Origin of the sequence: Kribbella sp. NPDC006257, from assembly GCF_040613535.1 — a bacterium.
Lineage (GTDB): Bacteria > Actinomycetota > Actinomycetes > Propionibacteriales > Kribbellaceae > Kribbella.
Map to the genome: position 1 here is coordinate 153,979 of NZ_JBEXSJ010000010.1, position 25,361 is coordinate 179,339.

The window sequence follows — 25,361 nt, forward strand, 5'->3', positions numbered from 1 at the left end:
GACACGCCGGGGATCAAGGGACCGATGAGTGGGGTGGGGGGGTGGGGGGGTGGGGGTGGGGGGTTAGAGCCAGTTGTTGCGGGCGGCGTGGAAGCCTAGTTGGAGGCGGGTGTCGGCGGAGACGCGGTCCATCAGGGCGCGGACCCGGCGTTGGACGGTGCGCATCGAGAGGCCGAGTTGGTTGGCGACCGCCTGGTCGGTGAGGCCGGCCAGCAGCAGGCCGAGGATCCGGGCGTCCAGTTCGGGCAGTCCGAGCCGGGGTCCTTCGACCTTGCCGTCGGCGCCGAGCATCAGCGGGATCCCGTCCCGCCAGAGCCGGTCGAACAGGGCGAGCAGCGCGTCGAGCATGCCGCTGCGGTGCACGATCAGCGCGCCGATGCTGCGGTCCGACTCCGACATCAGCGGGACCAGCGCGATCCGCCGGTCGACGATCAGCAACCGGATCGGCAGCTCGGGAACCACCCGGACCTCCTCGCCGGCCTGGATCGAGGCGGAGGCGATCGCGAAGTACCCCGGCCGGTCGAATGCGCTCCGCTCGATCAGCACCTGGTAGCGAACCCCGCGAGTGACAGCGGCGTCCTCCGCCGTGTTCTCCTCCGGCGGGACGACGGCGACGTCGGACTTGACGAAGCCGAGAACCTCCTCGCGGGCCGACATCTGCAACTGGACGAACCGCTGGCCGACCGCCTTCGCCCCGCGCACCACGTCGACGACGTCGCTGACGGATCGGTCGGTGTCGGTCCCGCGATACACCTCGGTCAGCGTCTCGATCTCCCGCTGAGCCCGCCGCAGCGCCTCTTCCCGCTGTACTGCGAGTGCAGCAAGTGCCACCGAGGGTGGTGACGCGACGTACCGGTCGGTGCCGCCGCTCGAGCGAGCCGCGAGGCCGAGCGTCTCGAGCGCCGCCAGCGATCGCGCCGCATCGAGTGGATGGCACCCCAGTCGCTCGGCGAGTTCCGCGGCGTCGTACGACGGCACCTCGACGAGCGCCCGATACGCCATCTCCTCGGCGTCGTCGAGTCCGAGCACGTCCAGCACTTGTTCCTCCCCAGGCAAAGGGTCAGGCCCATCGTGCCAGCACCGAGCGCCGCGGAGTACGCCGTACGCCGTGGTTGCTTGAAGCAACTTGTCGGCGGGGGAGAAGTTGGGGTGCCGGACCGGGAAGCGCCTCACGGCGCGTGGCCGCTCGAAGCGGCTTAATTTGGGACCCGGGGCTACCACGGCCCGACACCTCACACAGTATAACTTGCTTGAAACGCCCTCAGTCTAACCAGCCCGCAAACCCCTTGTCCTGTTGAGCTTTCGCCTCATATCACCTGGCGAAGCCGGATGCAACTACCAGAGCTGGCCGGCTCGTTCGGCGCGGGCGGCGGTCTGCAGCTGGTCGGCCATCTCGACGAGTTTCGAGGCCGACAGCACCTGACCGTGCCCGTCGCCGGCGAGATGCGCCCGGCCGGTCGCGACGATCCGGGCGAAGGCGGCGGCGCGATCCAGGGTGGTGGCGAAATCTCCGGCCGCCACGCCCCGGAGTACGGCGTCGACCATGTCGCGGACCTCGGTCGGGCCGGGCGGGTCGGCGACACCGGCGACCACCGCGTGGACCTCGGCGTACTCGCGGCCGGTCGTGTATTCGCGGGAGACTTCGTCGGCCTGGGAGTGCACCCAGGAGCGCAGCAGGTAAAGCCGCCACAACGTGGCAGGGAGCGAGTCGGCGGGGCTGTCGGACCACAGGTCGGCGAGCTCGTCCAGACCGTAGTCGTCGGCGAGTTTCACCACCCGCGCGATCACTTCCGCGTCCTCGGTGGACCGTGCGCCGCGGACCAGTAGCTCCGCCGTCCGGTGCGCCACCTCGGCGACCGCCGCCGGGTCGGAGGCGCCAGGCAGCGAGTCGAAGAGCTTGTTGCCCGGCAGGATCGGCCGGCGCGGAGTAGGTACCGTCACGTGCCCAATGGTGCCCGACACCTTCCAACGCCGCATGCCGACGCTGTGCAGAGGCGTTTCCCGCCCACCGACCTGGTGCAGTCAGTACAGTCGTGAACATGGCAGGTGGACGCAGTCGGCTGGCGAAGAACGTAGTCAAGTACGGCGTGCGGTACGGGCCGATGGCCTTCGAAGCCGTCAAGCACGGCCGTGAACCCGCACAGCAGGCGATCCAGGCCGCACTGGCGAAGCGGTCCGCCCGGAAGAAGGCGTTCGAGCACGCGCTGACCGTGCGCGAGGGGTCCCTGCTTAAGGTGATCAAGGACGGTCAGGCGATCTACTTCGTCTTCAGCGGCGACGCGATCGTCACCACCTACCCGCCGGTGCCGCAGTCGGCGTACCCGGACCTGCTCCGGCATGCCGACCTGGACCGCCGGGAGAACGCAGCCGAGCTGGCTGCACGTAAGCCGAAGCTCACCGATCGGCTGCCGAACCTGCCGCACCGCCCGCCCAAGGGTTGACGCGCGTGTAACATCCGCGACCCGGCCAGGCAACACCTCCCGCGCACACTCGAAGCACCCCCGTCTCTGTTTCCGGCGGGGTGTTCCACGAGGGAGGGCGTCACCCATGCTCTGGAAGATCAGGACCGAACTCGCCGACCGGCCGGGCGCACTGGCCGAACTCGCAGCACGGTGTGGTGCCGACGAGATCAACATCCTCAGCCTGGAGGTCTTCACCGCCGAGTCCGGCGCTGTCGACGAACTAGTGGTGTCCACCGGAGTCGGCTGGACCGCAGAGACGCTCACGGCACTCGTCGCCGATGCCGGCTGCGTCCGTACGACGGTCCGCCCGTGCCAGGCCGACGTACTGAGTGACGCTCCGACGAGGTACCTCCGGGCCGTACTACGGCTGCTCGACGACCCGATGTCGGTTGATGAGGAGCTGGAGAACCTCCAGGGCTTCGAGGAGTACACCCCTGCCGAGTGGGCCCGGGCCGATGCGCTCGTGGAGATCGCAGGCAAGCTGGCCGAGCGCGACCAAGGCGTCGTACAGGAGGGCCCGCGACCGGGTAGCGGCGTACCGGAGCTCCGGAGGGCCACTGTCGAGGACGCCGAGGCTGTAGTGGCCATGCATGAGCGCTGTTCGTACGAGAGCCGCACGCGTCGCTATCACGTGCCTATGCCGAAGCTGACAACCCGTACTGCGCGGCACCTGTCTGCGCCCGCCGGTGGAATCTCAGTGGTCGCCACTGTCGGCGGTGCAGTCGTCGGGATGGCTACAGCCGCTCCCTGGGAGGAGCTGGGCAGTAGTGCGATGGAGATGGCAGTCCTGGTCGAGGACGGCTGGCAGAACCAAGGCCTGGGCAGTCAACTGCTGCGCCGGGTGATCCAGGAGGCCCGTGAATTGGGCGCGGACCGTGCTGTCTGCATGGTGCAGCCGGAGAATGTGGCGATGCTCAGGACCGTCGAGGGGCTCCGGATGCGGACCAGGGTGGTGCAGGATAGCGGTCATCTGATGGTCACCGTTGCACTGTCCGATCAGAGCCTGTCGCATGCGGTGGATCGGCCGTCGGTGCCCTATCGTCAGACGCGTGCCATCCCTGCCCACCGGTCGCAATCCGCACGGTCTCTTGGTCAACCTGCCCGCGAGCACTCGCTCGCCGGTGGTGGAGCTGTTCCGGCGGCTGCTGATCGCGCTGGGCTTGCTGATCTTGATGGTGCTCATCGTTCTGGTCGATCGTGACGGCTACAAGGACACCTACGACGGTTCGGTCGGCTTCATCGACAGCATCTACTACGCCACTGTCACGCTGACCACGACCGGGTACGGCGACATCACTCCGGTGACGCCGACCGCCCGGCTGGTGAACGCCTTCATCGTCACGCCACTGCGGATCTCGTTCCTGGTGGTGCTGGTCGGCACGACTCTGGAAGTCTTGGCGAACGAAGGTCGCCGCGTCATGCGCGACACCCGATGGAGGAAGCGCATGAAGGACCATGTCGTTGTCGTCGGCTACGGCACCAAGGGCCGGTCGGCGGTGCAGACCCTGCTGAGCAACGGTGTGCAGCGCGAGAAGATCGTGGTGATCGACCCGCGGGCGACCGCGATCGGTGACGCGGGCAACGATCAGATCGCCGCCTTCCACGGCGACGCGACGAACCGGACCGTCCTGCGCCGCGCCGAGGTGATCGCCGCCCGCGAGGTGATCGTCACCACCGACCGCGACGACTCGGCCGTGCTCGTCACGCTCGCGGTCCGGCAGCTCAACCCGAAGGCGCACATCGTCGTCGCGGTCCGCGAGGAGGACAACGTGCCGCTGCTGCGGCAGAGCGGCGCGGATGCCGTCGTCACCTCGTCCGAGGCGGTCGGCCGGCTGCTCGGCCTGTCCGCGGTCAGCCCCAACCTCGGCGAGGTGATGGAGGACCTGCTCACCTACGGCGAAGGTCTCGAGGTCGCCGAACGCCCGGTGCTCGGCCGCGAGGTCGGCAAGGCACCGTCATCGGTCCCGGACCGGGTCGTCTCCGTCGTCCGCGACGGCAAGGTCCACCGGTACTACGACTCGTCCGTCTCCGTCCTGGCAGCAGGCGACAAGCTCATCGTCGTCCGCCCCGCCAAGGAGACTCCGTGGGCCGAGCGCCCCGGCGCCGACGACCAGGAAGAGTAGGTCAGACGGCGAACGGTACGGCGTTCTTCGGCGCCCGGGACGGTTCGGCGGGATTCACCCACAGGCCGTCGCGTTCGAGGCGGGGGAGTACTGATTCGCCGAACCAGTAGGCCTCTTCGAGGTGTGGGTAGCCGGACAGGATGAACTCCTCGATGCCGAGACCGGCGTACTCCTTGATCCGGTCGGCGACCTCCTCGTGGCTGCCGACGAGCGCCGTACCGGCACCCCCTCGGGCCAGACCGACGCCGGCCCAGAGGTTCGGGTAGATCTCGAGGTTCTCCGCCACGCCGCCGTGCAGCGACAGCATGCGCTTCTGGCCTTCGGATTCGCTGCGGTGCAAGCCTTCCTGGACTTTCGCGATCGTCTCCGGCGGAAGGGCCGCGAGGAGGCGGCGTGCCTCTCGCCAGGCGTCCTCGGAGGTGTCCCGGGTGATGACGTGCAGCCGGATGCCGAAGCGCACGGTCCGGCCTGCTTCGGCGGCCAGTTTGCGGATCCAGTCGATCTTCTCGGCGACGGCAGCGGGTGGTTCGCCCCAGGTGAGGTAGACGTCGCTGCGGGCAGCGGCGACGGGTCCGGCAGCGGCCGACGAGCCGCCGAAGTAGATCTGTGGCAGCGGATCGGGCACCGACACCAACCTGGCCTGCTCGACCCGCAAGTGTTCGCCCCGGAAGTCGAACGGCTCGCCGTGCTCCCAGAGCTTGCGCACGATCGCAAGAAATTCATCCGTACGCCGGTAGCGGTCGTCCTTGCTGAGGAAATCCCCGAACGCCTTCTGTTCAGCCGGTTCGCCACCGGTCACCACGTTGAGCAGCAGCCGGCCGCCGGACTGGTTCTGGAAGGTTGTCGCCATCTGTGCCGCCAGCGTCGGCACCATCAACCCCGGCCGGAACGCGACCAGGAACTTCAGCCGATCCGTGGAGTCGAGCAACGAGGCGGTCGACAGCCAGGCGTCGTCGCACCACAGTCCGGTGGGGGTCAGAGCCCCTTCGAACCCGAGCTCCTCCGCCGCGGTCACGATCTGCCGCAGGTACCGCGTGGTCACCCGCCGATCGCGATGCACGACCTCTGCGCCGTGCCCACCTCCGGTGATGTTCCGCGAGTCACCGGACGTCGGTAGAAACCAGTGGAAGGTCAAAGTCATCGGACTGCTCCTCGGCGGGGGAGTGAAAGCTACTAAGTCCATGAGATTAGTTGAGATAAACGCGACACGGCCGCCGTCCCAGATGATGGGCGAGGCTGGTCAGGTCTCGTGGTCGTCGCCGTAGAGATCGCAGTAGTAGTGCGTCAGGTGATTCCGGTACTCCTCGCTCTCGCCTGTGCTCACCTCGTACGGCGGAGCCTCCCTGATCTCCGTGCCGCTGCGATCGACCCTGATCACCCGGGCGCCGTGGTCGACGGACTCGACGGTGCCGGCCGGCAACAGGATCCGCTGCCCCACGACCCAGGCGCCCGTGTCGACCACGAAGGCCGGCTGATCGTTCGCGTCGACGAAGTCGGCGACCAGGCCGATCTCCTCATCGGTGCCGACCACGCGGTAGCCGAGCGGATCCAGTTCATCGCTGAACTCGGTGCCGCTCCGGAATGTCCACAGCGGGAAGCTCGGGTGCAGGGCCGGGCTTCCGTCTTCGGTTTCCATCGGTTCCCCCTCCTCTAGGGAGGTACCCCAGCCGGAAACTCTGAGCGCCCCGAGGATCAGCCGGGGTTGATCGGTGCTGCCCAGGACGGGCGGGAAATGATGCAGAACGGGTGACCGGCCGGATCCTCGAACACGTGCTCCGACAGCCTCTTCGCGCCCAGGGCCAGGACGAGCGGTTCGGCGGCGTCGATGTCGTCGACCATCACGTCGAGGTGGAACTGCTGGGGCCGTTCGCGATCAGGCCACTGCGGTGGCTGGTGATCCGGAGCCAGCTGGAACGCCAGCCCGGAATTCGTGTCGCTGGGTGCGATCACCACCCAGTCGTCACTCTCGTACGTCAGCGGGAGCCCAAGCAACTCCGAGTAGAACCGTGCCAGCGCGGCCGGGTCCGGACAGTCGATGACCACATGATGAAGGCGTCCGATCATCTCGCCATGATCCCACCGGCAGTGGTAGGTCAGCGGATGTTCAGCAAGGTCAGGAAGGCGGTCGCGGCCGGCGTGCGGCCGGCGGCGCTCCAGGCGACGTACTCGACGCGGGCCGGGGCGTCGGTGACCTCGATCGTGGTCACGCCTGTCAACTGTGGGGCGTAACTGCTGGCGAACAGGCCGACGCCGAGGCCCTCGGCGATCAGCCGGGCCATGAAATCGGCCGAGGTGACCTCGAAGGCGACTTCGCGATCCAGGCCGGCGGACTGGAAGGCCTGATCGGTCTGCGCGCGGCCGGCGGTCTTGGCGGGCAGGTCGACGAAGACCTCTTCGGAGAGCCTGCGAAGGCTGACGGTTGGCTGGCCGGCGAGCGGGTGGTCAGGTGCGACCACTGCGACGAGCTTGTCCCGGGCCAGTACGCGTGCTTCGACGCCGGCCGGCCGTGCGGTGGTCGGCAGCCCGAGGAAGGCGACCTCGATGCTTCCTTCCTTCACCTGCTCGACAAGATCCTCACTCGCGCCGACCCGGAGCGAGATGCGGACGTCCGGATGCTGCTCGCGGAAAGCCCGCAAGGCGCCCGGGATATCAACCGCGGCGACGGTCGGGATCAAGCCGACGGCGAGCCGCCCGCGGATCTCACCGACAGCCGCGGCGGCTTCGGCTGCGGCCCGTTCGGCGGCGTCGAGGCACTGCCGGGCGGCCGGAAGGAAGGCTGCGCCGGCCGGCGTCAACCGGACCCTGCGACTGGTGCGCTCGAAGAGTCTGGCACCCAACTCTCGTTCGAGCCGGGCGATCTGATGACTGAGCGCGGACTGGACCACCAGGCACCGCCGGGCCGCCTGGGTGAAGCTGTTCGTCTCCGCGACGGCAATGACATAGCGCAGCTGCTGCAGCTCCATCTATCTATCGTAAATCACGATCGATGGGATGAAGAGCATGTGTTGGACTCATCGATAAGGTCCGGCTGAGACTACTGGAATGACGCACCAATCGATGACTCAGCCGACCACCAGAGCTTGGTTCGGCGTGGCCGCGATCACCGCGAGTCTCTTTGTCTTCCTGACCACCGAACTCATGCCGGTCGGCCTCCTCACCCCACTGAGCTCCAGCCTGCAGGTCCCGGTCGGGGTCGCCGGGCTGATGGTGACCTTGTACGGCGTATCCGCGGGTCTCGGCGTGCCCTTCATCGTGGCCTGGACCCGGCGCGTCAATCGCCGGGTCCTGCTCTCACTGCTGCTGGTGGTGCTGACGCTGGGCAATCTCGTCACCGCTGTCGCGCCGACCTTCCCGTTGGTGCTGACGACCCGGCTGGTGATGGGCTTCGCCAGCGGAGTGTTCTGGGCCATCGGAGTCAGCATGGCGATGCGGCTGGTCCCGGGACCGTCGGCCGGCCGGGCCGCGGCGGTGGTGATGTCCGGCATCTCCATCGCCGCCGTCGTGGGCATCCCGCTGGGCATCTTCGTCGAAAATCTCACCGGCTGGCGCAGTACGTTCCTGATCTGGGCCGGCCTGAGTCTCCTCGTCCTCGCCGCGGTGGCCGCGCTCGTCCCTTCGTTGCCCTCGGACAACGCCGTACCGGTCCGGGAAGTCTTCGGCCTGCCGCGTGCGAACGCGCAGCTTCGGTTGGTGATGGTGATGGTCGTGCTGTTCGTCCTCGGCCACTTCGGGGCGTACACGTTCATCAGGCCGTTCCTGGAGCGGGAGTCGGCCAGCACACCGACTGCGGTCACCATCGTCCTGATGCTGTACGGCGTCGGCGGTGCGGCCGGGAACTTCCTCGCCGGGCATCTCGTGACCAGGAACTTCCGTGCCGGCTTCGTCATCGGCTGCGCGGGCGTCGTGCTGTCCTTGCTGTTGCTGCTGACGATCGGCCGCCAGCCTGCCGCCGGAGTCATCGCGGTTGTCTTGTGGGGGATGTCGTTCGGCACCGTGCAGTTATGCCAGCTCAACCTCACTCAGGCCGCGGCGCCCAACACGTTCGAGGCCGCGATGTCCCTCAACACGATGGCGTACAACACCTCGATCGCACTGGGCGCCCTGTTCGGCGGCCTGTTCGCCGACCATGTGGATGTGCGCAGCGTCTTCTGGTTCGGCATCGCCTTGACCGCCGGATCCCTTGTCGTCACCAGTCTCACCTGGCCGAAACGTCGACGGATGTGAGCGCCTCGAAGCTGCACCGGGCTGTTGACGGCGGCTCGGAAGGGGTCCTACAGTCGGATCTGTAAACGATTACAAGAACGATTACAGGAGGTTGGCGTGAGCCGTCCGACGATCGCCGGTGTGGCCCGGGTGGCCGGGGTTTCGGTGGCGTCGGTGTCGCGCGTGCTGAACGGGTTGCCGGCCACCGACGAGATGGTCGAGCGGGTCCAGCGGGCGGTCGAGCAGCTCGGGTACGTCCCGGACGCGCGGGCGCGGTCGCTGAAGGTCGGCAGGACGTTCCAGCTCACCCTGGCCGTTGCCGACGTCGGTAACCCGGTCTACGTGACGATGATGCGGGCGGTCGAGGAAGTCGTCTCGGCGGCCGGTTATCGGCTGGTCGTCACCACCACCGGTCCGGACGTCGTCGACGAGGTGGCGCTGGTTCGGGGGATGGCCCGCGGGTACGCCGACGGGCTGGTGATCAGCCCGCTCCGGGTCGACGACGACCTGATCAAGTCGATCCGCGAATGCGACGTACCGGTGGTTGTGGCCGGCAACGTTCCGTCCAGCGCCGGGGTCGACACCATCCGGGCGAATTCACCGAAGGGGATGCTTTTGGCGGTCGGGCATCTGGTGTCCAAGGGGCGGCGGCGGATCGCGTTCGTCAACGGCCCGGTCGACACGGTTCCCGGTGCGGCGCGGGCGAAGGGGTTCACCGAGGCGATGAAGGCGAACGGACTGCAGCCGGTGGCTCAGGTGGAGGCGATCGACTTCACGTTCGCCGCGGGCCGCGAGGCGGCCCGTGAGCTGCTGTCGGGAGTCGGTAGCACGGACGGTCGCCGATCGGCGCGCGCTGGGCTGCCTGATGCAGTGATCGCCGCTAACGACCTGCTCGCGGTGGGGTTGATGCATGAGTTGGCCGCTGACGGGCTCGAAGTGCCGAAGGATGTCGCGGTGGTCGGGATGGACGACAGCGAGCTGGCCGAGCAGTCGTTCCCGCCGTTGACGAGTGTGAACCTGGGATCGGCCGAACGTGGCCGGCGGGCGGCGGAGTTGCTGTTGGCAAGGATCGAGGACGACACCCGGACGCCGCGGCGCATCGTCGTACAGCCGACCCTGAGTGTGCGGAGGTCGACCCCTTGAGCACCGTTGCCACCGGCAGGCCGAAGCAGAACAGGGAGGCCATCTACCTGTTCCTCCCCGCGCTGTTGCCGATCCTGCTGTTCAGCGTCTACCCGTTGCTGCGTGGTCTGGCGCTCGGCTTCACCGATGCACGTGCGGGATTGCACGTCGACACCAACTTCATCGGCTTCGGCAACTTCAGCAAGCTGCTGCACAACGACCTGTTCTGGTCGTCGTTCAAGATCGGGCTGATCTGGACGCTGTCCGTCACGATCCTGCAGTTCGTCGCGGCGCTCGGCCTGGCGCTGCTGCTCAACACGAACATCCGGTTCCGTGGTGTCGCCCGGACACTCGCGTTGATTCCCTGGGCGATGCCGCCGGTGGTGGTCGCGGTCATGTGGCGGTTGTTGCTGCACCCGACCAACGGACCGGTCAACGAGATCCTGCAGAACCTGCACCTGACCGATCACCCGATCAACTTCCTGGGCAATTTCAGTACTGCGCTGCCGGCGGTGATCGTGGTCGGCATCTGGGTCGGCATGCCGATGACCACGGTGACCCTGCTCGCCGGGCTGCAAGGGATCGACCGATCGCTGTACGAGGCCGCGGCGGTGGACGGCGCGAGTAGCTGGCACCAGTTCTGGAGCATCACGCTGCCGCAGCTGCGGACCGTGATCGTGGCGATCACCAGCCTGGACATGATCTGGAACTTCAACTCGTTCGGCCTGGTCTATGTGCTGACTGCGGGCGGGCCTGGTGGCAAGACGATGCTGCCGATGTTGTTCGCCTACAACGAGGCCTTCCGCTACGGGAACTTCGGGATGGCCGCCGCGATGGGCGACGTGATGGTCGTGATCATCATCGTGTTCCTCGCCTTCTACCTGCGCAACAGGCTGAGGAGCGAGGCATGAGAACGAAGCCGGTCACCCGCGCCGCGCAGTACGTCGCAGTGCTTTGCTACCTGATCTTTCTCGGGTTCCCACTGGTCTGGCTGATCTCCAGTTCGCTGAAGTCGCCGCAGGAGTTCGCGAGTATCAACCCGTCGTTCCTGCCCAAGCATCCGGACTTCTCCAACTTCACCGATGCGTTGGAGGAGCAGGGGCTGGTTCGGTCGATGCTGAACTCGCTGCAGATCTCGGTCGCGTCGACCGTGCTGGTGCTGGTCGTCTCGCTGCCGGTCGCGTATGCGCTGGCGCGCTTCCGCAGCCGGCTGCGGCCGATCACCAACGGGTGGATCCTGGTCAGCCAGGTGTTCCCGGTGATCCTGATCGTGATTCCGCTGTTCATGATCCTGCGGCCGCTGCACCTGACGAACACGATCCCGGGTGTGGTGATCGTGTACACGGTGTGGTCGATGCCGTTCGCGCTGTGGATGCTGCAGGGCTACGTGTCCGCCGTGCCACGGGAGCTCGAGGAAGCCGCTGCCGTCGACGGTGCGAGCCGGGTGCGGACCATCGTCGCGATCGTGATGCCGTTGCTGCGGCCGGGGCTGATCGCGACCGCGATGTTCACCTTCATCTCGGCGTGGAACGAGTTCTTCTTCGCCCTGGTCCTGCTGCAGGATCCCCAACTGAAGACGCTTCCGCTCGTCCTCGCCCGCTTCGTCGGGGCCGAAGGGCAGGTCCAGTTCGGGCCTCTCGCGGCGGCGTCCGTCCTGGCAACTGTCCCAAGCCTTGTGTTCTTCGCCTTCTTACAGCGCCGGTTGACTTCCGGCCTGCTGTCCGGCGCAGTCAAGGGCTAGGTGGACCGAAGAACTTCCACCACGGTCCACCGGTAAATCCCCTGAGGAGATGTGATGAAGAAGGTAGTGATCTCGTTGCTCGCGGCAAGCGCCTTGGTGACGCTTGCGGCTTGTGGCGGTAACGACGACAGTGGTGGTTCCGGTTCCGACTCCACTGAGAAGGTGACGCTGAAGTTCCAGAGTCTTGCCTTCCAGAAGACGACGGTCGCCGCGACCAAGAAGATCGTCGCGGACTGGAACGCGGCCAACCCGAACATCCAGGTCGAGTACGTGCAGGGCAGCTGGGACTCGGTGCACGACCAGTTGGTCACCCAGTTCCAGGGCGGCACCGCGGCGGACATCATCCATGACGAATCGGCCGACATCACCGGCTTCGCGAACCAGGGCTACCTCGCCGACCTTTCGCCGTACCTGAGTCAGGAGACGAAGGACGCCGTACCGAAGGGTGTCTGGGACACCGTGTCGAGTGACGGCAAGGTGTTCGCCGCGCCGACACTGCTGCAGTCGTACGTCGTCTTCGGCAACACCACGCTGCTCAAGAAGGCTGGGATCTCGACGACCGGCGACTCGCTCAGCTGGGACGATCTGCAGGCGGATGCGAAGAAGCTGACCGGCGGTGGGAAGTACGGACTCGGCTGGGGACTGAAGAGCCCGACCGCGACCGTGCTGAACCTGGGGATGAACTTCGACGGGACGTTCTTCGACGGCACCGGGCGGGACGCGAAGGCGAAGATCGGCGATGCCGAGCTCGAGGTGCCGAAGCGGATCCACGCGATGGCGTACGACGACAAGTCGATCGACCCGACGTCGCTGACCCAGAGTGGGTCGGATGTGCTGCCGGGGTTCTTCGGCGGCAAGTACGCGATGATTGTCGGCGGCAACTATGCGGCGCAGCAGATCGTCGAGCAGGGACCGAAGGACTTCCAGTGGGAGGTGCTGCCGCCGCTGAAGGGGACTTCGGAGAAGCAGGCCGCGAACCCGCAGACGCTGTCGGTGCCGGCCGAAGGTAAGCACGTGAAGCAGGCGGCGCAGTTCATCGACTACTTCATGAAGGCCGACAATCTTGCGGCGGTCGGGCAGGGTGACTGGCTGATCCCGACGACGCAGGGCGCGCGGGATGCGATCGCGAAGGCGACGGGTGGCAAGAACGGGTGGACGCAGACGCTGGCCAGTGGTGCCGAGCTGACCAAGGCGCCGTTCCAGAGTGTGGAGAACTACCCGAAGTGGAAGGACCAGATCGCGACGCCGGCGCTGCAGGAGTTCCTGGCGAACAAGATCGACCTGGCGGCGCTGGGCAAGAAGCTGAGCGACGGGTGGGGGCAGGTCAACGGCTGATGTCGCTGCTGGAGGAGAAGTCGGTTGGGGCCCTCGTCGGATCGGCGGTCGGTGACGCGATCGGTGGTGCCGTCGAGGGCTGGACGCCCGAGGCGATCCGCGAGCGGCATGGCGGGTGGGTGACCGGGATCGTCGGTCCCTGGTACGACGACTGGCGCAACGCCCGGCCGATCGCGCCGTACCACAAGGGCGATGGGCACATCACCGACGACACGTTGATGACGCATGCGCTGGTCGAGGTGTACGACGAACGGCGTACGCACCTGGACGCGTATGCGATCGCGGAGTCGTTGGTGCCGAAGTTGCTGTCGGAGAAGCGGTGGATTCCCGAACTGGAGACCGAGGCGCTGTTGCTGCAGCGGGTGTTTCTGGCGGAGAAGTGGTTGGTGGCTCGGTTGCACTACGGGCACAACGATCCGCGGGAAGCCGGCGTCGGGAACATCGTGAACTGTGGGGCGGCGATGTATGTGGCGCCTGTCGGGGTTGCCAATGCGGGTGATCCGGCTGGGGCGTATGCCGAGGCGATCGATCTGGCGGGGGCGCATCAGTCGAGTTATGGGCGCGAGGCAGCTGGGGTTTTTGCTGCGGCTGTCGCGGCGGCGATGGTGCCTTCAGCCACAGCTTCGTCGGCTGTTGCTGAGGCGCTTGCCTTGGCGAAGGACGGCACGCGGGCTGCGGTCGAGGCTGTGGTGGCGGCGGTTGACGGGGTGAGTGACTGGGAGCAGGCGATTCCGCTGCTGCGTAAGGCGGTTGAGCCGTTCGACACGGTTGGGCCGGACTATCGGAATCAGTCGCTTGATGCACGGCGGCCGAGTCGGACGAAGGCGATCGAGGAGTTGCCGGTCGCGCTCGGGTTCGTGCTCGTGTCGGGTGGTGATGTGCGACAGGCTGTGCTCGGTGGGACGAACTACGGTCGCGATGCCGACTCGATCGCCTCGATGGCGGGGGCGATCACGGGGGCGCTGGGCGGAGCGTCCGGCGTACCGGGGGAGTGGGCTTCGGCGATCGCGGAGGCCAGCCGGACCGATCTGGAGCAGCCGGGGCGGGTGATGGCGTCGGTCGCTGCCGAATTGCACGAGAGCGACGCGCGCCGGTGGTCGCGTCGGAGTGAAACGTTGGAGAGACTGAGTCGATGAGACTGACCTGGGTGCAGCCGGAAGACCTGCTGCCACACCAGCTGCACCAATCCCACACGGAGGGCGTCGACACCGCCGACATCGAGTCCCGCTGGCTCCACGCCGGCGGCACCACAACCGCTCCCGTCTCCGGCGCCTCAGACAAACCAGCCCCTCCCGTACTACGTGCTCTCGCCCAGGACCTCCTCGACGAGCTAGACGCCCGCGCGCCCCAGTGGATTCCACCGGCGATCCCCCAGCTGCCGCTGCTACCCAGCGGTTCTCCCGGCCCTGAGGTAAAGGCGCACCCCGGGGCACCTGTCGGCGGCGCGGCTTCGCTTCGCTCGCCTCAGGTGGGAGATCCCGAGCGCGCGGCCCCAGGGCCGGCTTCGCTTCGCTCGCCTGGGGAGAGCGCGTTGGCCGGGCCGCCTGCGGATGAGCGGCGGGTGTTGAACGCTTGGCTGGGGCGGGCTGCGGGGTGCTTGTTGGGGAAGCCGGTGGAGAAGATTCCTCGGGAGGGGATTCGGGAGATTTTGCAGAGTTCGGGGCAGTGGCCGCTTTCGGAGTATGTGAGCGGGGTGGGCGTGCCGGAGGAAGTGCAGGCTCGCTGGCCTTGGAATCGGCGGTCCAGGCCGACCAGTCTGCGAGAAGTGATCGACGGGATGCCGGAGGACGACGATCTCAACTTCGCGATTCTGGCGTTGCAGATGGTGGAGAAGCACGGGGATGGGCTGACTACCGAGGACGTGGCTCAGGCTTGGTTGGATGAGTTGCCGGGGGGGCGGGTGTTTACGGCCGAGAGGGTGGCTTATCGGAATTTGCTTGAGGGGGTGGAGCCGGAGCGGGCGGGTGTGGTGCGGAATCCGTTTCGGGAGTGGATCGGGGCGCAGATCCGGACTGATGTTTACGGGTGGGTGCATCCGGGGGACCGGTCGGCGGCGGCGCGGTTGGCGTTGGTGGATGCTCGGTTGAGTCATACGGGGGCAGGGGTCGACGGCGCGTTGTGGGTGGCGGCGATGTCGGCGGCGGCGATGGTGCTGGACGATCCGCGCGAGGTGGCCGAGGCAGCGCTCGAGGTGATCAGCGAAAACGGTGAGATCGCGAAGGCGGTTCGGTTCGGGTTGGACCTTGCGGATGATCCACTGGACGACGCTCTGGATCGCCTGCATGCGGAGTACGGGCATCTGCATTGGGTGCATTCGGTGAACAACAGTGCGCTGACGGCGTACGCGCTGACGGCTCCTGACTTCGGCACCGGAATTTGTCGGGCGGTGATGGGAGGGTGGGACACGGACTCGGCGGGAGCGACGACCGGCGCGGTACTTGGCGCCGTGTTCGGAGTTCCGGCAGAGTGGTCCAGACCACTCAAGGACCGGCTGGCCACCAGCCTGCCGGGGATGGATCAGATCGCGATCAGCGAGCTGGCACGACGGACTGTGGAGGCGGCATCGATGGTGGGCGAGCGTGGCTGACGTCGTCGTCGTGGGCAGCGCGAACGTGGACCTGGTGTTGCCGGTCCAGCGGATCCCGCGGCCGGGCGAGACCGTCCTCGCGAGCGGGCTGACCCGCGGGCCCGGCGGCAAGGGTGCGAACCAGGCCGTCGCCGCCGCCCGGGCCGGCGCCTCGACAGCGTTCGTTGCCTCGCTCGGCGCCGACGAGTCCGGTGAGTTGTTGCGCAAAGCCCTCAGCGAGTCCGGCGTCGACCTGTCGCTGGTGTCCACCGCCGGTAGGCCGACCGGTACGGCGATCATCACCGTGTCGGCCGATGGCGAGAACTCGATCGTCGTCGCGCCGTCGGCCAACGCCGAGCTGGAACTCTCGTCCGAAGCATTGCGCGCAGTGCAACGGGCAAAGGTCGTCCTGGCTCAGCTCGAGATCCCGTTCGCCACCGTCCAGGCCGCGGCGGAGGCTTCGTCGTACTTCATCCTGAATGCGGCGCCGGCAGCTGAGCTTTCCGACGAGCTCCTCGCCGCCGTGGATCTGCTCGTGGTGAACGAGACCGAGGCCGAGGCGATCGGCGGATCGTTGCTCGAGCGCGTCCCGGCCGCCGTGATCACGCTCGGGAGCAAGGGTGCGGTCATCCTTGCCCGCGGCGCCGACGAGGTGCGCGTGCCCGGCGTACCGGTCGAGGTGGTCGACACCACCGCCGCCGGTGACACCTTCTGCGGAGTACTGGCCGCGACGTTAGCTTCCACGTCAACTACAGGAAGTGAGCTGACGAATGCGGTCCGACGCGCTAACGTTGCTGCTTCATTGAGCGTTAAAACGGCGGGAGCGATCCCTTCGGTGCCGCACGGGGATGTCATCGACGCGCGTTATGCGGAGGTATACCTGTGAACCCCCTCGTGCCCCGGCCGATCGACCTCCCGGCCAGGGTCGACCTCGGCCTGCGAGCGGATCTGGCCTTCCTCGACGACGCGAAGATCCTCGGCGCCCCCGAGGACCCCTCCGACCTGCCCCGCTGGCGCGGCAAGCTGGCCGAGTGGCTGATGGGCGCCTACGAGCGGACCCCGTACGACGGGTCGCACTACGAGGTCCCCGGTCGCGAGTGGACCCAGACGGCGTACTCGGTGGCGCTGGTCTGGCTGTGGGACGAGCAGCTGTACGACGTCCGGACCGGGCGGTTCACGCCGCAGAAGTTCGTCCAGCACGGGATCGACGACTTCGGCGGGTACGACGCGGTGGTGCTGTGGCACGCGTATCCGGTGATCGGGATCGACTCGCGCAACCAGTTCGACTTCTACCGGGATGCTCCGGGGCTGAAGGAGCTCGTTGCCTCACTGCACGAGCTCGGGTTGAAGGTGTTCCTCGACTACAACCCATGGGATGTCGGCACGCGCCGGATGACTCGTTCCGACGCGGAGGAATTCGCTGCCCTGGTTGGCGAACTGGATGCCGACGGCGTCTTCCTGGATACCTTGAAGGAAGGCGATCCGGCCTTCACCCGGGCGCTGCAGAGGGTGAAGCCGGAGATCGCGTTCGAGGGTGAGTCACGGTTGCCGATGGCAAGGATCGGCGATCACGCGCTGTCCTGGGCGCAGTGGTTCGCCGACACCCGGGCGCCCGGCGTACTGCGGGCGCACTTGTTCGAGCGCCGGCACATGATGCACCACACCCGTCGGTGGAACCGTGATCACAGTGACGAGCTGCAGTCCGCCTGGGTGAACGGCGTCGGCATGCTCGTCTGGGAGTCGGTCTTCTCCGCCTGGGTCGGCTGGAACGCGCGCGACCGGGCGACGCTGCGCCGGATGGTGGCGGCACAGAGAGCGTTCTCGCCGATTCTCATCGGCGGTGACTGGATTCCGCTGACCCCGGAGGTGCCGGACAAGGCACGCGAGCACGGCGTCTTCGGATCGCGGTTCGAGCTTGCCGACGTGACGGTCTGGACGCTGATCAATCGCGACGACGAAGACTTCGAGGGCATCGTGCTGCGGTCCGAGGATCAGGTCGGCGACTGGTACGACGTGACCTCGGGCGTGCCGATCACCGCGGACGACGACGGGGTGCACCTCGTCGTACCGGGGCGTGGCGTCACCGGCGTCGTCCGGGTTGGCGCGACCGCCGGCGCGACCTGTCGGGCGACCGCTCGTCGGCTCGGAACGATGGAGCGTCCGCATCTGAAGGACTCTGCTTTCCCGATGGCGCCGGCTCAGCGGGTCGCGGTACCTGAGGTCTCGGGTGCCGCTGACATCGGGCCGGTCGTCGAGGTGCCGGCCGGTGAGCGCTCTCTGACGGTCCGGTACCGGCGCCGCGAGACCGGGTTCTACGACGAAGCGCCGTACGTGGAGGAGTGGAAGCCGCTGCCCCCACGCCTGCACGATCAGCAGACGAGGACACGGGAGATCACGCTCTCCGGGATCTCGGTGGCGATCCGGGAGGTGACCAACGCGGAGTACGCGGCGTTCCTGGCGGCGACCGGCTATCGCCCGTTCATCGCCAACCGGTTCCTGGCGCACTGGGTCGATGGTGCTCCGGCGCCGGGGACCGAGGAGCAGCCGGTGACGTACGTCGATCTGCCGGATGCGCGGGCCTATGCCGAGTGGCGCGGTGGCCGGCTGCCGACCGAGGACGAGTGGCAGGTGGCTGCCGGGCTGGACGGCTTCACGCGCGCCGAGCCACTGGTGTGGAACCTGACCGAGAGCGAGCACAGCGACGGGCGCAGCCGGTTCTGCATCCTCAAGGGTGGTTCGTGGTTCGTTGCCGAAGGCTCCGACTGGTACGCCGATGGTGGGCCGCAGGAACCGGAAGTGAGCTTCAAGTTGGTGCTTACCGGAGGCGGGCTCGACCGGTCGGAGACGATCGGCTTCCGCTGCGCCGGCTGAGCGGGCCGGAACGACAATTCGGGGACAAGGCGGGGATGAGGATGTGCGGGATGAGTCGGTTGCGATGAGACCTGCGCCTTTGCAAGGGGTCAAGGTGCTGGAGGCGGCGACGCTGTTCGCGGGACCACTGGCGGCGACCTTCCTCGGCGACTTCGGTGCGGACGTGACGAAGATCGAGCACCCGTCCCGCCCGGACGCCGCTCGGGGTCATGGCACCAGCAAGAACGGGGTCGGCCTGTGGTTCAAGACCCTCGGCCGGAACAAGCGCCTGGCGACTCTCGACCTTTCCCAGGGCCGCGAGGTCTTCCTCGACCTGGTCCGCGCTCACGACGTCTTGGTGGAGAACTTCCGCCCGGGAACGTTGGAGCGCTGGGGACTCGGGCCGGACGTCCTGCTCGAGGCCAACCCCCGGCTGGTGATCGCGCGGGTGACGGCGTTCGGTCAGGTCGGTCCGTGGTCGCGGCGGCCCGGCTTCGGTTCGCTGGCCGAGGCGATGAGCGGGTTCGCCGCCGTCACCGGTGAGCCCGATGGTCCGCCGACGCTGCCGCCGTTCGGCCTCGCCGACGGGATCACGGCACTCGCCACCGCGTACGCCGTCCTGGTTGCGCTCCGCGAGCGTGATCGGTCCGGCGCCGGCCAGGTGATCGACATGGCGATCATCGAGCCGATCCTGATGATGCTGGGTGGCGGCATCACGGCGTACCAGCAGACCGGGTATGTCCAACCCAGGTTGGGGAATCGCTCGTCGAACAACGCGCCACGCAATGTCTATCGGACCGGCGACGGGCGATGGGTCGCGGTGTCTACCTCTTCGCAGAGCATCGCGGAGCGGGTGGTGACGCTGGTCGGCCGTGCTGATCTGGTGGCGCAGCCGTGGTTCGGGACGGGTCGGGAGCGGGCGGAGCATGCCGATGAGCTGGACGACGCCGTCGGCTCCTGGATCGGGGAGCGCTCTCTGGACGAGGTGATGCTCGCGTTCGAGAAGGCTGAGGCGGCGGTGGGGCCGGTGCACGACATTCGGGGGATCGTGAGCGACCCGCAGTACGCGGCGCTGAACACGATCGTCGAGGTGGACGACGACGAACTGGGTGGGCCGGTGCAGATGCAGAACGTGCTTTTCCGCTTGTCGGAATCACCCGGCTCGATCCGGTGGGCCGGTCGGCCGCACGGCGCCGACACCGACGCCGTCCTAGCAGAGATCGGCATCACCCCAGCCCAACGAGCCGCCCTCCGATCCCGCGGCGTGATCTAAGTGCCCCACCATCCACCGATCATCGGTCCCTTGTTCCCCGGCGTGTCGCTGTTGTTCGGTCCTTTGATGCGCACCGGACGGCGCGGGGTGACGAGGGTTCGAGGTACGGCGTACCGCTGGGGCCGCTGCCTCGGAGCGTAAGAGCGGACCGGTGATGGGCGACACGCCGGGGAACAAGGGACCGATGATCGAGATTGGGTGGGTGCTGGCGGTGTTGAGTGCGTTGTATGTGCCGGCTAATCGGCCGGATCGGTTTGCGAAGGCTGTTGCTGCGGGGCCGGACCTGGTGGTGTTCGACCTGGAGGACGCCGTACCGGTGGATGACAAGGCCGACGCTCGTGGGTGGGCGGTGGCGTGGGTCGCGGCGCGCTCGGGCGGACTGTTCGAGGTCCGGGTGAACGCGCCGGGGACGCCGTGGATCGAGGACGATCTGGCGGCACTGAGTGCGGTGCCGGAAGTCCGGATCCGGATGCCGAAAGTGGAGAGCGCTCTCGACGTACGCCGGCTGCTGGAGCAGGTGCCGACGGCAAGGATCACCGCGTTGATCGAGTCGCCGATCGGGTTGGAACGGGCCTTCGAGATCGCGACGGCGGATCCGCGGGTGGTCGCGGTGGCGCTGGGGGAGGCCGATCTCGCGAGTTCGCTCGGTGTCGATGGTCCTGAGGGGTTGGCCTGGGCGCGAGGGCGGTTGGTGTCGGCGTCGCGGGCGGCCGGGCTGGGGGCGCCGATGATGTCGGTGTATCCGCACGTGAGTGACGAGGACGGGCTGCGGAGGACCTGCCTGGAGGGGCGCGCGCTCGGGTTCGTCGGGAGGACCGCGATTCACCCGCGGCAGCTGGTGCCGATCGTGGAGAGCTTCACACCGTCGGCTGAGCAGGTCGCCGATGCGGCTGCGTTGCTGGCCGCGGTCGAGAAGGCGGGCGTCGCGGAGGGGGGAGTGATCGTGCTGCCCGACGGCCGGATGATCGACCCGGCGATGATCGGTCGCGCCCGGGAGGTCGTCGACCTGATGCGTCAGCTCGAGAACTGAGGCCCCGCTCACACTCTCTTGGCGTGAAAGAAGTAAACAAGCTACGATTCTTTCATGACTACTCCCTTGGCGTATGAAGTGCATGTCAGTCCTGGCGCGCTGCGCGCCGGTGAGCAGCGGATGCCGAACGGCGACCCGCTGTACTGGAACCCGCTCTCGACGACGCTGATCTACGGCGCAACGGACGCCGTACTGGTCGATCCGCCGTTCATCGACGAGCACATCCAGGCGGTCGGCGACTGGATCGAGCAGTCCGGCAAACGGCTGACCGCGATCTACGCCACGCACGGGCATGGGGACCACTGGTTCGGGACCGCGGAGCTGGTGAAGCGCTTCCCGGGCGCGCGGGCCTACGCCACTCCGGGCACGATCGAGGTGATGATCCAGCAGGCTGGTCCGGGGCGCGAGCAGCTCTGGGACAAGATCTTCCCGGGGCGGATCCCGGCCTCGCCGGTGCTGGCCGAGCCGTTTCCGGCCGAGGGGATCCTGCTGGAGGGCAACGTCTTGCAGGCGATCGAGGTGGGGCACACGGACACCGAGAAGACGACGGTTCTGCATGTGCCGTCGATCGGGCTCGTGGTGGCGGGTGACGTCGCCTACAACGGCGTACATCAGTACATCGTCGAGGGTCGCGACGGTGGGTTCGAGGAGTGGATCTCCGCTTTGGACCAGGTTGCTGCGTTGCGGCCGACTGCGGTGGTGGCGGGGCACAAGAACGTCGAGTTCGCCGATGATCCGAGCGTGCTGGACCAGACCAAGCAGTACCTTCGGGACGTGATGAAGCTGCTGGGGGACTCGTCGACGCCTGAGGAGTTCTTCGACGCGATGATGGCGATCTATCCGGACCGGATCAACCCGAGTCCGCTCTGGTACGGCGGCGTGGCGTTGCTGAATGCCTGACCTCGGCCCCACCGCCCGCTTCGACGTCGAGGAGGCTCCGGACGAGCTCGCACTCGTCCAGGCCCTCCTCAACACCGCTTCCGTCGGCCGCTTTCCGGACCTCCTGGGCGAGGTCGAGACGGCGGGCGAATGGCTGGCCGCCGCGGGGCTGACTGCGGCCGGATCGGCTGGCGCCGGCGCCGCCCAGTCGGCGGGGCAGAGCGTCGGCCGGTCGGCTGATGCGGCACGGCCGACTGAGACGGACTTGGTGCAGCTGCGCGCGTTCCGCGACGAGCTGCGGAGGTTGACGCGCGGTTCGGGTGGCTCAACATCCTGGAGTGGCGTTGCTGCTCTCGATTTGGGCGCGGACGGTGTGGTCGAGCTGAAGCCGGGCGGCGGTGCGGGCTCGGCGTCCGTGATCTCCAAGGTTTTGTCGTTGGTGTTCGTGGCGCAGCGGGGTGATACCTGGCGGCGGTTGAAGACGTGCCGCAACGAGCGTTGCCAAGTTGCGTTCTACGACCGTTCGCGGAACAACAGCGGCGCCTGGCACGACGTCAAGACCTGCGGAAACCAGGCGAACCTCCGGGCCCACCGGGAGCGGAACCGCTAGGGTCGATCGCATGCTGCCGCGCGTGGTTGATGCTGTGGTGATCGGCTCTGGCCCGAACGGGCTGGTGAGCGCGATCACCCTCGCCGACAGAGGCTGGGACGTGGTCGTGATCGAGGCGGCCGACGGGTTCGGTGGCGCGGTGCGTTCGGTCGAGCAGGACGGCTGGATCAGCGACCGGTTCAGCTCCAGCTATCCGCTCGGCGTCGCTTCCCCCGTACTACGGGCGCTCGAGCTCGACAAATTCGGGCTGCGCTGGGGGCACGCCCCGTCGCCGTTGACGCACCTGCTGGATCCGGAGACCTCGGCAACGATCCACGAGGATCCCGCTCGGACGGCGGAATCCATCGCTGTGGATCACCCGGCGGACGGCGATGCCTGGCTTCGGCTCTACTCGCAGTACGTCAAGATCCGCGAGCCTTTGCTGGACGCATTGCTGACGTCATGGCCGCCGGTGGGTGCGGGGCTGCGGCTCACTCGGCGACTTGGTTCGGCGGGGGAGCTCGCGAGGTTCGCTCGTTTCATGGCGATGCCGATGCATCGGATGGGGCAGGAACTGTTCGCCGGTCCGCGAGGGCGCGCTCTCTTGGCCGGGAACGCGTTTCACGCCGACGCATCGTTGACGGGCAGCGTGAGCGGCACGATGGGGTGGTTGCTTGCGATGCTGGCGCAGGACGTTGGTTTCCCTGTTGCTGTTGGTGGTTCCGGTGCGCTTTCGGCTGCGCTGGTACGCCGAGCTGAGCAGGCCGGCGTGCTACTGGTTTCCGGTACTCCGGTCGAGGCGATCGAGGTGTCGAGTGGGAAGGTCAGTGGAGTTCGTACCGTGTCGGGTGAGCGCGTCGTCGTACGGCGGGCTGTGATTGCGGATGTGTCGGCACCTGCTTTGTACGGCGAGTTGTTGCCGGCGGCAAGTGTTCCGGCGGGGTTGCGGCGCGATCTGGATGCATTCGAGTGGGACTACCCGACGGTGAAGGTGAACTATCGGCTGAGTGGGCCGATTCCGTGGCTGGCGGAGGATGCGCGGTCGGCGGGTGTGGTGCATCTGGGTGGTGCGGCGGATGAGTTGGTGCATACGTCGGCGGATCTGGATACGGGACGGGTGCCGACGGCGCCGTTCCTGCTTGTCGGGCAGACGACCAAGGCGGATGCGTCGCGTTCCCCGGCCGGGAGCGAGGCGGTGTGGGCGTACTCGCATCTTCCGCGGGGGATCGCGGACGACGCGACGGCGGAGAAACTCGCCGTACGGATGGATCGTGCGCTTGAGCGGCATGCGCCCGGGTTCCTCGACCTGGTTCTTGATCGTGACTTGCAGCGGCCGAGTGATCTCACTGCGGCCAACGCCGCGCTGGGTCTGGGTGCGCTCGGCGGTGGGACTTCGCAGCTACACCAGCAGCTCATCTTCCGCCCCACGATCGGCCTCGGCAGTCCGCGTACCGTCGTCGCCGGCCTCTACCTCGGCAGCTCCGCCATCCACCCGGGCCCCGGAGTCCACGGCGCCTGCGGCCACCTGGCCGCCCGCACCGCCCTCCGCGACGCCTCCCCCCTGGGCCCCCTCACCCGAACCCCGGCAACAGCCGCCCTCCGCCACCTCCAACGCTAACCCGCCCACACCCCGACAACAGCGCCCCTCCGCCACCTCCACCGCTGACCCTCCCGTACCCCGGCAACCGCGGCCCTCCGCCACCTCCAGTGCTGGTCGCACTCAGCGGCCTCGGCTCCGCCCGGGGTGCGGGCTCTTTGTGCACGAGTTGAGTGTTTTGGGGGCGGGTCGGCACTCAGGTGGTGCACAAGGTTGGGCTTGGTGGGGGCGGTTGGGTGCTCGGGTGAGGCGGGTCGGGGGAAGTAGGGTCGGGGGAGTGGGAGGAGATGAGGTGGGCGAGCGGGTGGAGGAGTTGCTGCGGGAGTTGGCGCCGCAGGTGTTGGGGTTTTTGGCGCGGCGGCATGGGCAGTTCGATTTGTGCGAGGACGCTGTGCAGGAGGCGCTGCTCGCGGCGGCGACGCAGTGGCCCGCGGACGGCGTACCGGCTAATCCGCGCGGCTGGTTGATCACCGTCGCGACGCGGAAGCTGACGGATGAGTTCCGGAGTGAGAGTGCGCGGCGCAAGCGCGAGGACAATGTCGCCGCGATGGCCGGGGTGGAGGAATTGGTTGCCCCGGGCACCGATGTGGATCAGCCGCCGGAGTCCGACGATACGTTGACGTTGCTGTTTCTTTGTTGCCATCCGGCGGTGACGCCGGCGTCGCAGGTCGCGCTCACGCTGCGTGCGGTTGGCGGGTTGACGACGGCCGAGATCGCGAAGGCGTTTATGGTGCCTGAGGCAACGATGGCGCCGCGGATCAGCCGGGCGAAGAAGAGCATCAAGCAGGCGGGGAGCCGGTTCGTGCTTCCGCCGGAGGAGGAGCGGGCGGATCGGCTGCGCGTCGTACTGCAGGTGTTGTATCTGATCTTCAACGAGGGTTACACGGCGAGTTCTGGTGCGGCGTTGCAGCGGGTCGAGCTGACTGCTGAGGCGATTCGGCTGGCGCGGTTGCTGTATCAGTTGCTGCCGGATGATGGCGAGGTCGCGGGGTTGCTCGCGTTGATGCTGCTGACCGATGCGCGGCGGGCGGCGCGGACGCGTGAGGACGGCAGTCTGGTTCCGATTGACGAGCAGGATCGGAGTCTTTGGTTGCGGGAGCCGATCGAGGAGGGTGCTGCGCTCGTACTGCGAACACTCGCGCGGGGCGAGGTTGGTTCGTATCAGCTGCAGGCTGCGATCGCCGCGGTGCACGCCGAGGCGCCGAGCGCGGAGGAGACCGATTGGCCGCAGATCTTGTCGCTCTACCTGCTGCTGGAAAAGGTCGCCCCGAACCCGATGGTCACGCTGAACCGTGCGATTGCGCTCTCCCAGGTGGCGGGTCCGGAGGCGGGGCTGGAGTTGCTGACCACGATCGAGGACGACCGGCTGATCACGGAAAGCCATCGCCTCGACGCCGTTCGCGCCCACCTGCTGGAGCGCGCCGGGCGGCCGGCGGAGGCACGCGAGCACTACCTCACCGCAGCACGCCGTACGACGAGCCTCCCGGAACAGCGCTACCTCGAATCCAAAGCCGCCGCCCTCCCCACGTCCTGACCCGCCCGATCCGACTTGCCGCACCGCCACCTCACCTCCTGACCCGCCCGATCCGAG

The 25,361-nt window shown here is 67.6% G+C and carries 24 protein-coding genes; 18 read left to right on the forward strand and 6 right to left on the reverse strand.

The window, feature by feature from the left end; all coding sequences use genetic code 11:
• Nucleotides 1–63: 63 nt before the first annotated feature.
• Both ABZ004_RS14985 and ABZ004_RS14990 read right to left on the reverse strand, forming a co-directional pair.
• Entirely contained in the window at nt 64–1,173 is a 1,110-nt protein-coding gene (locus ABZ004_RS14985; protein ID WP_355680404.1) for a helix-turn-helix domain-containing protein, read from the reverse strand.
• Between the two features lie 162 nt (nt 1,174–1,335).
• Nucleotides 1,336–1,941 carry a hypothetical protein gene (locus ABZ004_RS14990; RefSeq protein ID WP_355680405.1) on the reverse strand — a complete coding sequence of 202 codons (606 nt, stop codon included), beginning with the start codon at nt 1,939–1,941 and terminating at the stop codon, nt 1,336–1,338.
• A 98-nt stretch (nt 1,942–2,039) separates the two neighbouring features.
• On the opposite strand from ABZ004_RS14990, the gene ABZ004_RS14995 reads away from it, so the two are divergent.
• The 3 genes from ABZ004_RS14995 (at nt 2,040) to ABZ004_RS15005 (ending at nt 4,585) form a co-directional block, all read left to right on the forward strand.
• Nucleotides 2,040–2,441 (forward strand): hypothetical protein, encoded by a 402-nt coding sequence (locus ABZ004_RS14995; RefSeq protein WP_355680406.1) that lies wholly within the window; start codon nt 2,040–2,042, stop codon nt 2,439–2,441.
• Nucleotides 2,442–2,547: 106 nt separating this feature from the next.
• Nucleotides 2,548–3,663, forward strand: coding sequence for a GNAT family N-acetyltransferase (locus ABZ004_RS15000; protein WP_355680407.1), 1,116 nt, complete (start codon nt 2,548–2,550; stop codon nt 3,661–3,663).
• Nucleotides 3,635–4,585, forward strand: a complete 951-nt coding sequence (locus ABZ004_RS15005) for a potassium channel family protein (RefSeq protein ID WP_355680408.1) — start codon at nt 3,635–3,637, stop codon at nt 4,583–4,585. The genes ABZ004_RS15000 and ABZ004_RS15005 overlap by 29 nt, the downstream gene beginning before the upstream one ends.
• A 1-nt stretch (nt 4,586) precedes the next feature.
• Here the strand turns inward: ABZ004_RS15005 and ABZ004_RS15010 are convergent, their stop codons facing one another.
• The 4 genes from ABZ004_RS15010 to ABZ004_RS15025 form a co-directional block, all read right to left on the reverse strand.
• Nucleotides 4,587–5,726 (reverse strand): LLM class flavin-dependent oxidoreductase, encoded by a 1,140-nt coding sequence (locus ABZ004_RS15010; protein WP_355680409.1) that lies wholly within the window; start codon nt 5,724–5,726, stop codon nt 4,587–4,589.
• Nucleotides 5,727–5,825: 99 nt separating this feature from the next.
• Nucleotides 5,826–6,221: a PRC-barrel domain-containing protein gene (locus ABZ004_RS15015; RefSeq protein WP_355680410.1), complete on the reverse strand. Its 396-nt coding sequence runs from the start codon at nt 6,219–6,221 to the stop codon at nt 5,826–5,828.
• A 56-nt stretch (nt 6,222–6,277) separates the two neighbouring features.
• Nucleotides 6,278–6,649: a VOC family protein gene (locus tag ABZ004_RS15020; RefSeq protein WP_355680411.1), complete on the reverse strand. Its 372-nt coding sequence runs from the start codon at nt 6,647–6,649 to the stop codon at nt 6,278–6,280.
• 29 nt (nt 6,650–6,678) lie between these two features.
• Nucleotides 6,679–7,548 (reverse strand): LysR family transcriptional regulator, encoded by an 870-nt coding sequence (locus ABZ004_RS15025; RefSeq protein WP_355680412.1) that lies wholly within the window; start codon nt 7,546–7,548, stop codon nt 6,679–6,681.
• A gap of 79 nt (nt 7,549–7,627) precedes the next feature.
• Between ABZ004_RS15025 and ABZ004_RS15030 the strand changes: the two genes are divergently transcribed.
• The 15 genes from ABZ004_RS15030 to ABZ004_RS15100 all read left to right on the forward strand — a co-directional run bounded on the left by ABZ004_RS15030 (nt 7,628) and on the right by ABZ004_RS15100 (nt 25,304).
• A complete protein-coding gene (locus ABZ004_RS15030) occupies nt 7,628–8,809 on the forward strand; it encodes an MFS transporter (RefSeq protein WP_355680413.1) in 1,182 nt (393 codons plus the stop codon).
• 96 nt (nt 8,810–8,905) lie between these two features.
• Nucleotides 8,906–9,931, forward strand: coding sequence for a LacI family DNA-binding transcriptional regulator (locus ABZ004_RS15035; protein ID WP_355680414.1), 1,026 nt, complete (start codon nt 8,906–8,908; stop codon nt 9,929–9,931).
• Nucleotides 9,928–10,821, forward strand: a complete 894-nt coding sequence (locus ABZ004_RS15040; RefSeq protein WP_355680415.1) for a sugar ABC transporter permease — start codon at nt 9,928–9,930, stop codon at nt 10,819–10,821. Before ABZ004_RS15035 ends, ABZ004_RS15040 begins: the two co-directional genes overlap by 4 nt.
• Complete coding sequence (locus tag ABZ004_RS15045; protein WP_355680416.1) at nt 10,818–11,651, forward strand: carbohydrate ABC transporter permease; 834 nt, start codon at nt 10,818–10,820, stop codon at nt 11,649–11,651. The genes ABZ004_RS15040 and ABZ004_RS15045 overlap by 4 nt, the downstream gene beginning before the upstream one ends.
• Before the next feature lie 54 nt (nt 11,652–11,705).
• The gene (locus ABZ004_RS15050) at nt 11,706–12,986 is read left to right on the forward strand and encodes an extracellular solute-binding protein (protein WP_355680417.1); all 1,281 of its coding nucleotides are present in this window, start codon (nt 11,706–11,708) and stop codon (nt 12,984–12,986) included.
• Nucleotides 12,986–14,122, forward strand: a complete 1,137-nt coding sequence (locus tag ABZ004_RS15055) for an ADP-ribosylglycohydrolase family protein (protein WP_355680418.1) — start codon at nt 12,986–12,988, stop codon at nt 14,120–14,122. The genes ABZ004_RS15050 and ABZ004_RS15055 overlap by 1 nt, the downstream gene beginning before the upstream one ends.
• A complete protein-coding gene (locus tag ABZ004_RS15060) occupies nt 14,119–15,573 on the forward strand; it encodes an ADP-ribosylglycohydrolase family protein (protein WP_355680419.1) in 1,455 nt (484 codons plus the stop codon). Before ABZ004_RS15055 ends, ABZ004_RS15060 begins: the two co-directional genes overlap by 4 nt.
• Complete coding sequence (locus tag ABZ004_RS15065) at nt 15,566–16,438, forward strand: ribokinase (RefSeq protein ID WP_355680420.1); 873 nt, start codon at nt 15,566–15,568, stop codon at nt 16,436–16,438. Before ABZ004_RS15060 ends, ABZ004_RS15065 begins: the two co-directional genes overlap by 8 nt.
• Nucleotides 16,435–18,423: an SUMF1/EgtB/PvdO family nonheme iron enzyme gene (locus ABZ004_RS15070; RefSeq protein WP_355680421.1), complete on the forward strand. Its 1,989-nt coding sequence runs from the start codon at nt 16,435–16,437 to the stop codon at nt 18,421–18,423. Before ABZ004_RS15065 ends, ABZ004_RS15070 begins: the two co-directional genes overlap by 4 nt.
• Before the next feature lie 64 nt (nt 18,424–18,487).
• Nucleotides 18,488–19,675 carry a CoA transferase gene (locus tag ABZ004_RS15075; protein ID WP_355680422.1) on the forward strand — a complete coding sequence of 396 codons (1,188 nt, stop codon included), beginning with the start codon at nt 18,488–18,490 and terminating at the stop codon, nt 19,673–19,675.
• A 184-nt stretch (nt 19,676–19,859) separates the two neighbouring features.
• Nucleotides 19,860–20,705 (forward strand): CoA ester lyase, encoded by an 846-nt coding sequence (locus tag ABZ004_RS15080; RefSeq protein ID WP_355680423.1) that lies wholly within the window; start codon nt 19,860–19,862, stop codon nt 20,703–20,705.
• A gap of 54 nt (nt 20,706–20,759) precedes the next feature.
• Entirely contained in the window at nt 20,760–21,605 is an 846-nt protein-coding gene (locus tag ABZ004_RS15085) for an MBL fold metallo-hydrolase (RefSeq protein ID WP_355680424.1), read from the forward strand.
• Entirely contained in the window at nt 21,598–22,194 is a 597-nt protein-coding gene (locus ABZ004_RS15090) for a CGNR zinc finger domain-containing protein (RefSeq protein WP_355680425.1), read from the forward strand. The genes ABZ004_RS15085 and ABZ004_RS15090 overlap by 8 nt, the downstream gene beginning before the upstream one ends.
• A gap of 10 nt (nt 22,195–22,204) precedes the next feature.
• Entirely contained in the window at nt 22,205–23,791 is a 1,587-nt protein-coding gene (locus tag ABZ004_RS15095; protein WP_355680426.1) for an NAD(P)/FAD-dependent oxidoreductase, read from the forward strand.
• 271 nt (nt 23,792–24,062) lie between these two features.
• Complete coding sequence (locus tag ABZ004_RS15100) at nt 24,063–25,304, forward strand: sigma-70 family RNA polymerase sigma factor (RefSeq protein WP_355680427.1); 1,242 nt, start codon at nt 24,063–24,065, stop codon at nt 25,302–25,304.
• The last annotated feature ends 57 nt before the right edge of the window (nt 25,305–25,361 follow it).

Excerpts from the sequence above, each read along its gene's own strand:
- ABZ004_RS14995 (WP_355680406.1), top strand. The coding sequence starts at position 2,040 with ATGGCAGGTGGACGCAGTCGGCTGGCGAAGAACGTAGTCAAGTACGGC.
- ABZ004_RS15000 (WP_355680407.1), top strand. The coding sequence starts at position 2,548 with ATGCTCTGGAAGATCAGGACCGAACTCGCCGACCGGCCGGGCGCACTG.
- ABZ004_RS15005 (WP_355680408.1), top strand. The coding sequence starts at position 3,635 with ATGGTGCTCATCGTTCTGGTCGATCGTGACGGCTACAAGGACACCTAC.
- ABZ004_RS15010 (WP_355680409.1), bottom strand. The coding sequence starts at position 5,726 with ATGACTTTGACCTTCCACTGGTTTCTACCGACGTCCGGTGACTCGCGG.
- ABZ004_RS15015 (WP_355680410.1), bottom strand. The coding sequence starts at position 6,221 with ATGGAAACCGAAGACGGAAGCCCGGCCCTGCACCCGAGCTTCCCGCTG.
- ABZ004_RS15020 (WP_355680411.1), bottom strand. The coding sequence starts at position 6,649 with ATGATCGGACGCCTTCATCATGTGGTCATCGACTGTCCGGACCCGGCC.
- ABZ004_RS15025 (WP_355680412.1), bottom strand. The coding sequence starts at position 7,548 with ATGGAGCTGCAGCAGCTGCGCTATGTCATTGCCGTCGCGGAGACGAAC.
- ABZ004_RS15030 (WP_355680413.1), top strand. The coding sequence starts at position 7,628 with ATGACGCACCAATCGATGACTCAGCCGACCACCAGAGCTTGGTTCGGC.
- ABZ004_RS15045 (WP_355680416.1), top strand. The coding sequence starts at position 10,818 with ATGAGAACGAAGCCGGTCACCCGCGCCGCGCAGTACGTCGCAGTGCTT.
- ABZ004_RS15050 (WP_355680417.1), top strand. The coding sequence starts at position 11,706 with ATGAAGAAGGTAGTGATCTCGTTGCTCGCGGCAAGCGCCTTGGTGACG.
- ABZ004_RS15055 (WP_355680418.1), top strand. The coding sequence starts at position 12,986 with ATGTCGCTGCTGGAGGAGAAGTCGGTTGGGGCCCTCGTCGGATCGGCG.
- ABZ004_RS15060 (WP_355680419.1), top strand. The coding sequence starts at position 14,119 with ATGAGACTGACCTGGGTGCAGCCGGAAGACCTGCTGCCACACCAGCTG.
- ABZ004_RS15075 (WP_355680422.1), top strand. The coding sequence starts at position 18,488 with ATGAGACCTGCGCCTTTGCAAGGGGTCAAGGTGCTGGAGGCGGCGACG.
- ABZ004_RS15080 (WP_355680423.1), top strand. The coding sequence starts at position 19,860 with ATGATCGAGATTGGGTGGGTGCTGGCGGTGTTGAGTGCGTTGTATGTG.
- ABZ004_RS15085 (WP_355680424.1), top strand. The coding sequence starts at position 20,760 with ATGACTACTCCCTTGGCGTATGAAGTGCATGTCAGTCCTGGCGCGCTG.
- ABZ004_RS15090 (WP_355680425.1), top strand. The coding sequence starts at position 21,598 with ATGCCTGACCTCGGCCCCACCGCCCGCTTCGACGTCGAGGAGGCTCCG.
- ABZ004_RS15095 (WP_355680426.1), top strand. The coding sequence starts at position 22,205 with ATGCTGCCGCGCGTGGTTGATGCTGTGGTGATCGGCTCTGGCCCGAAC.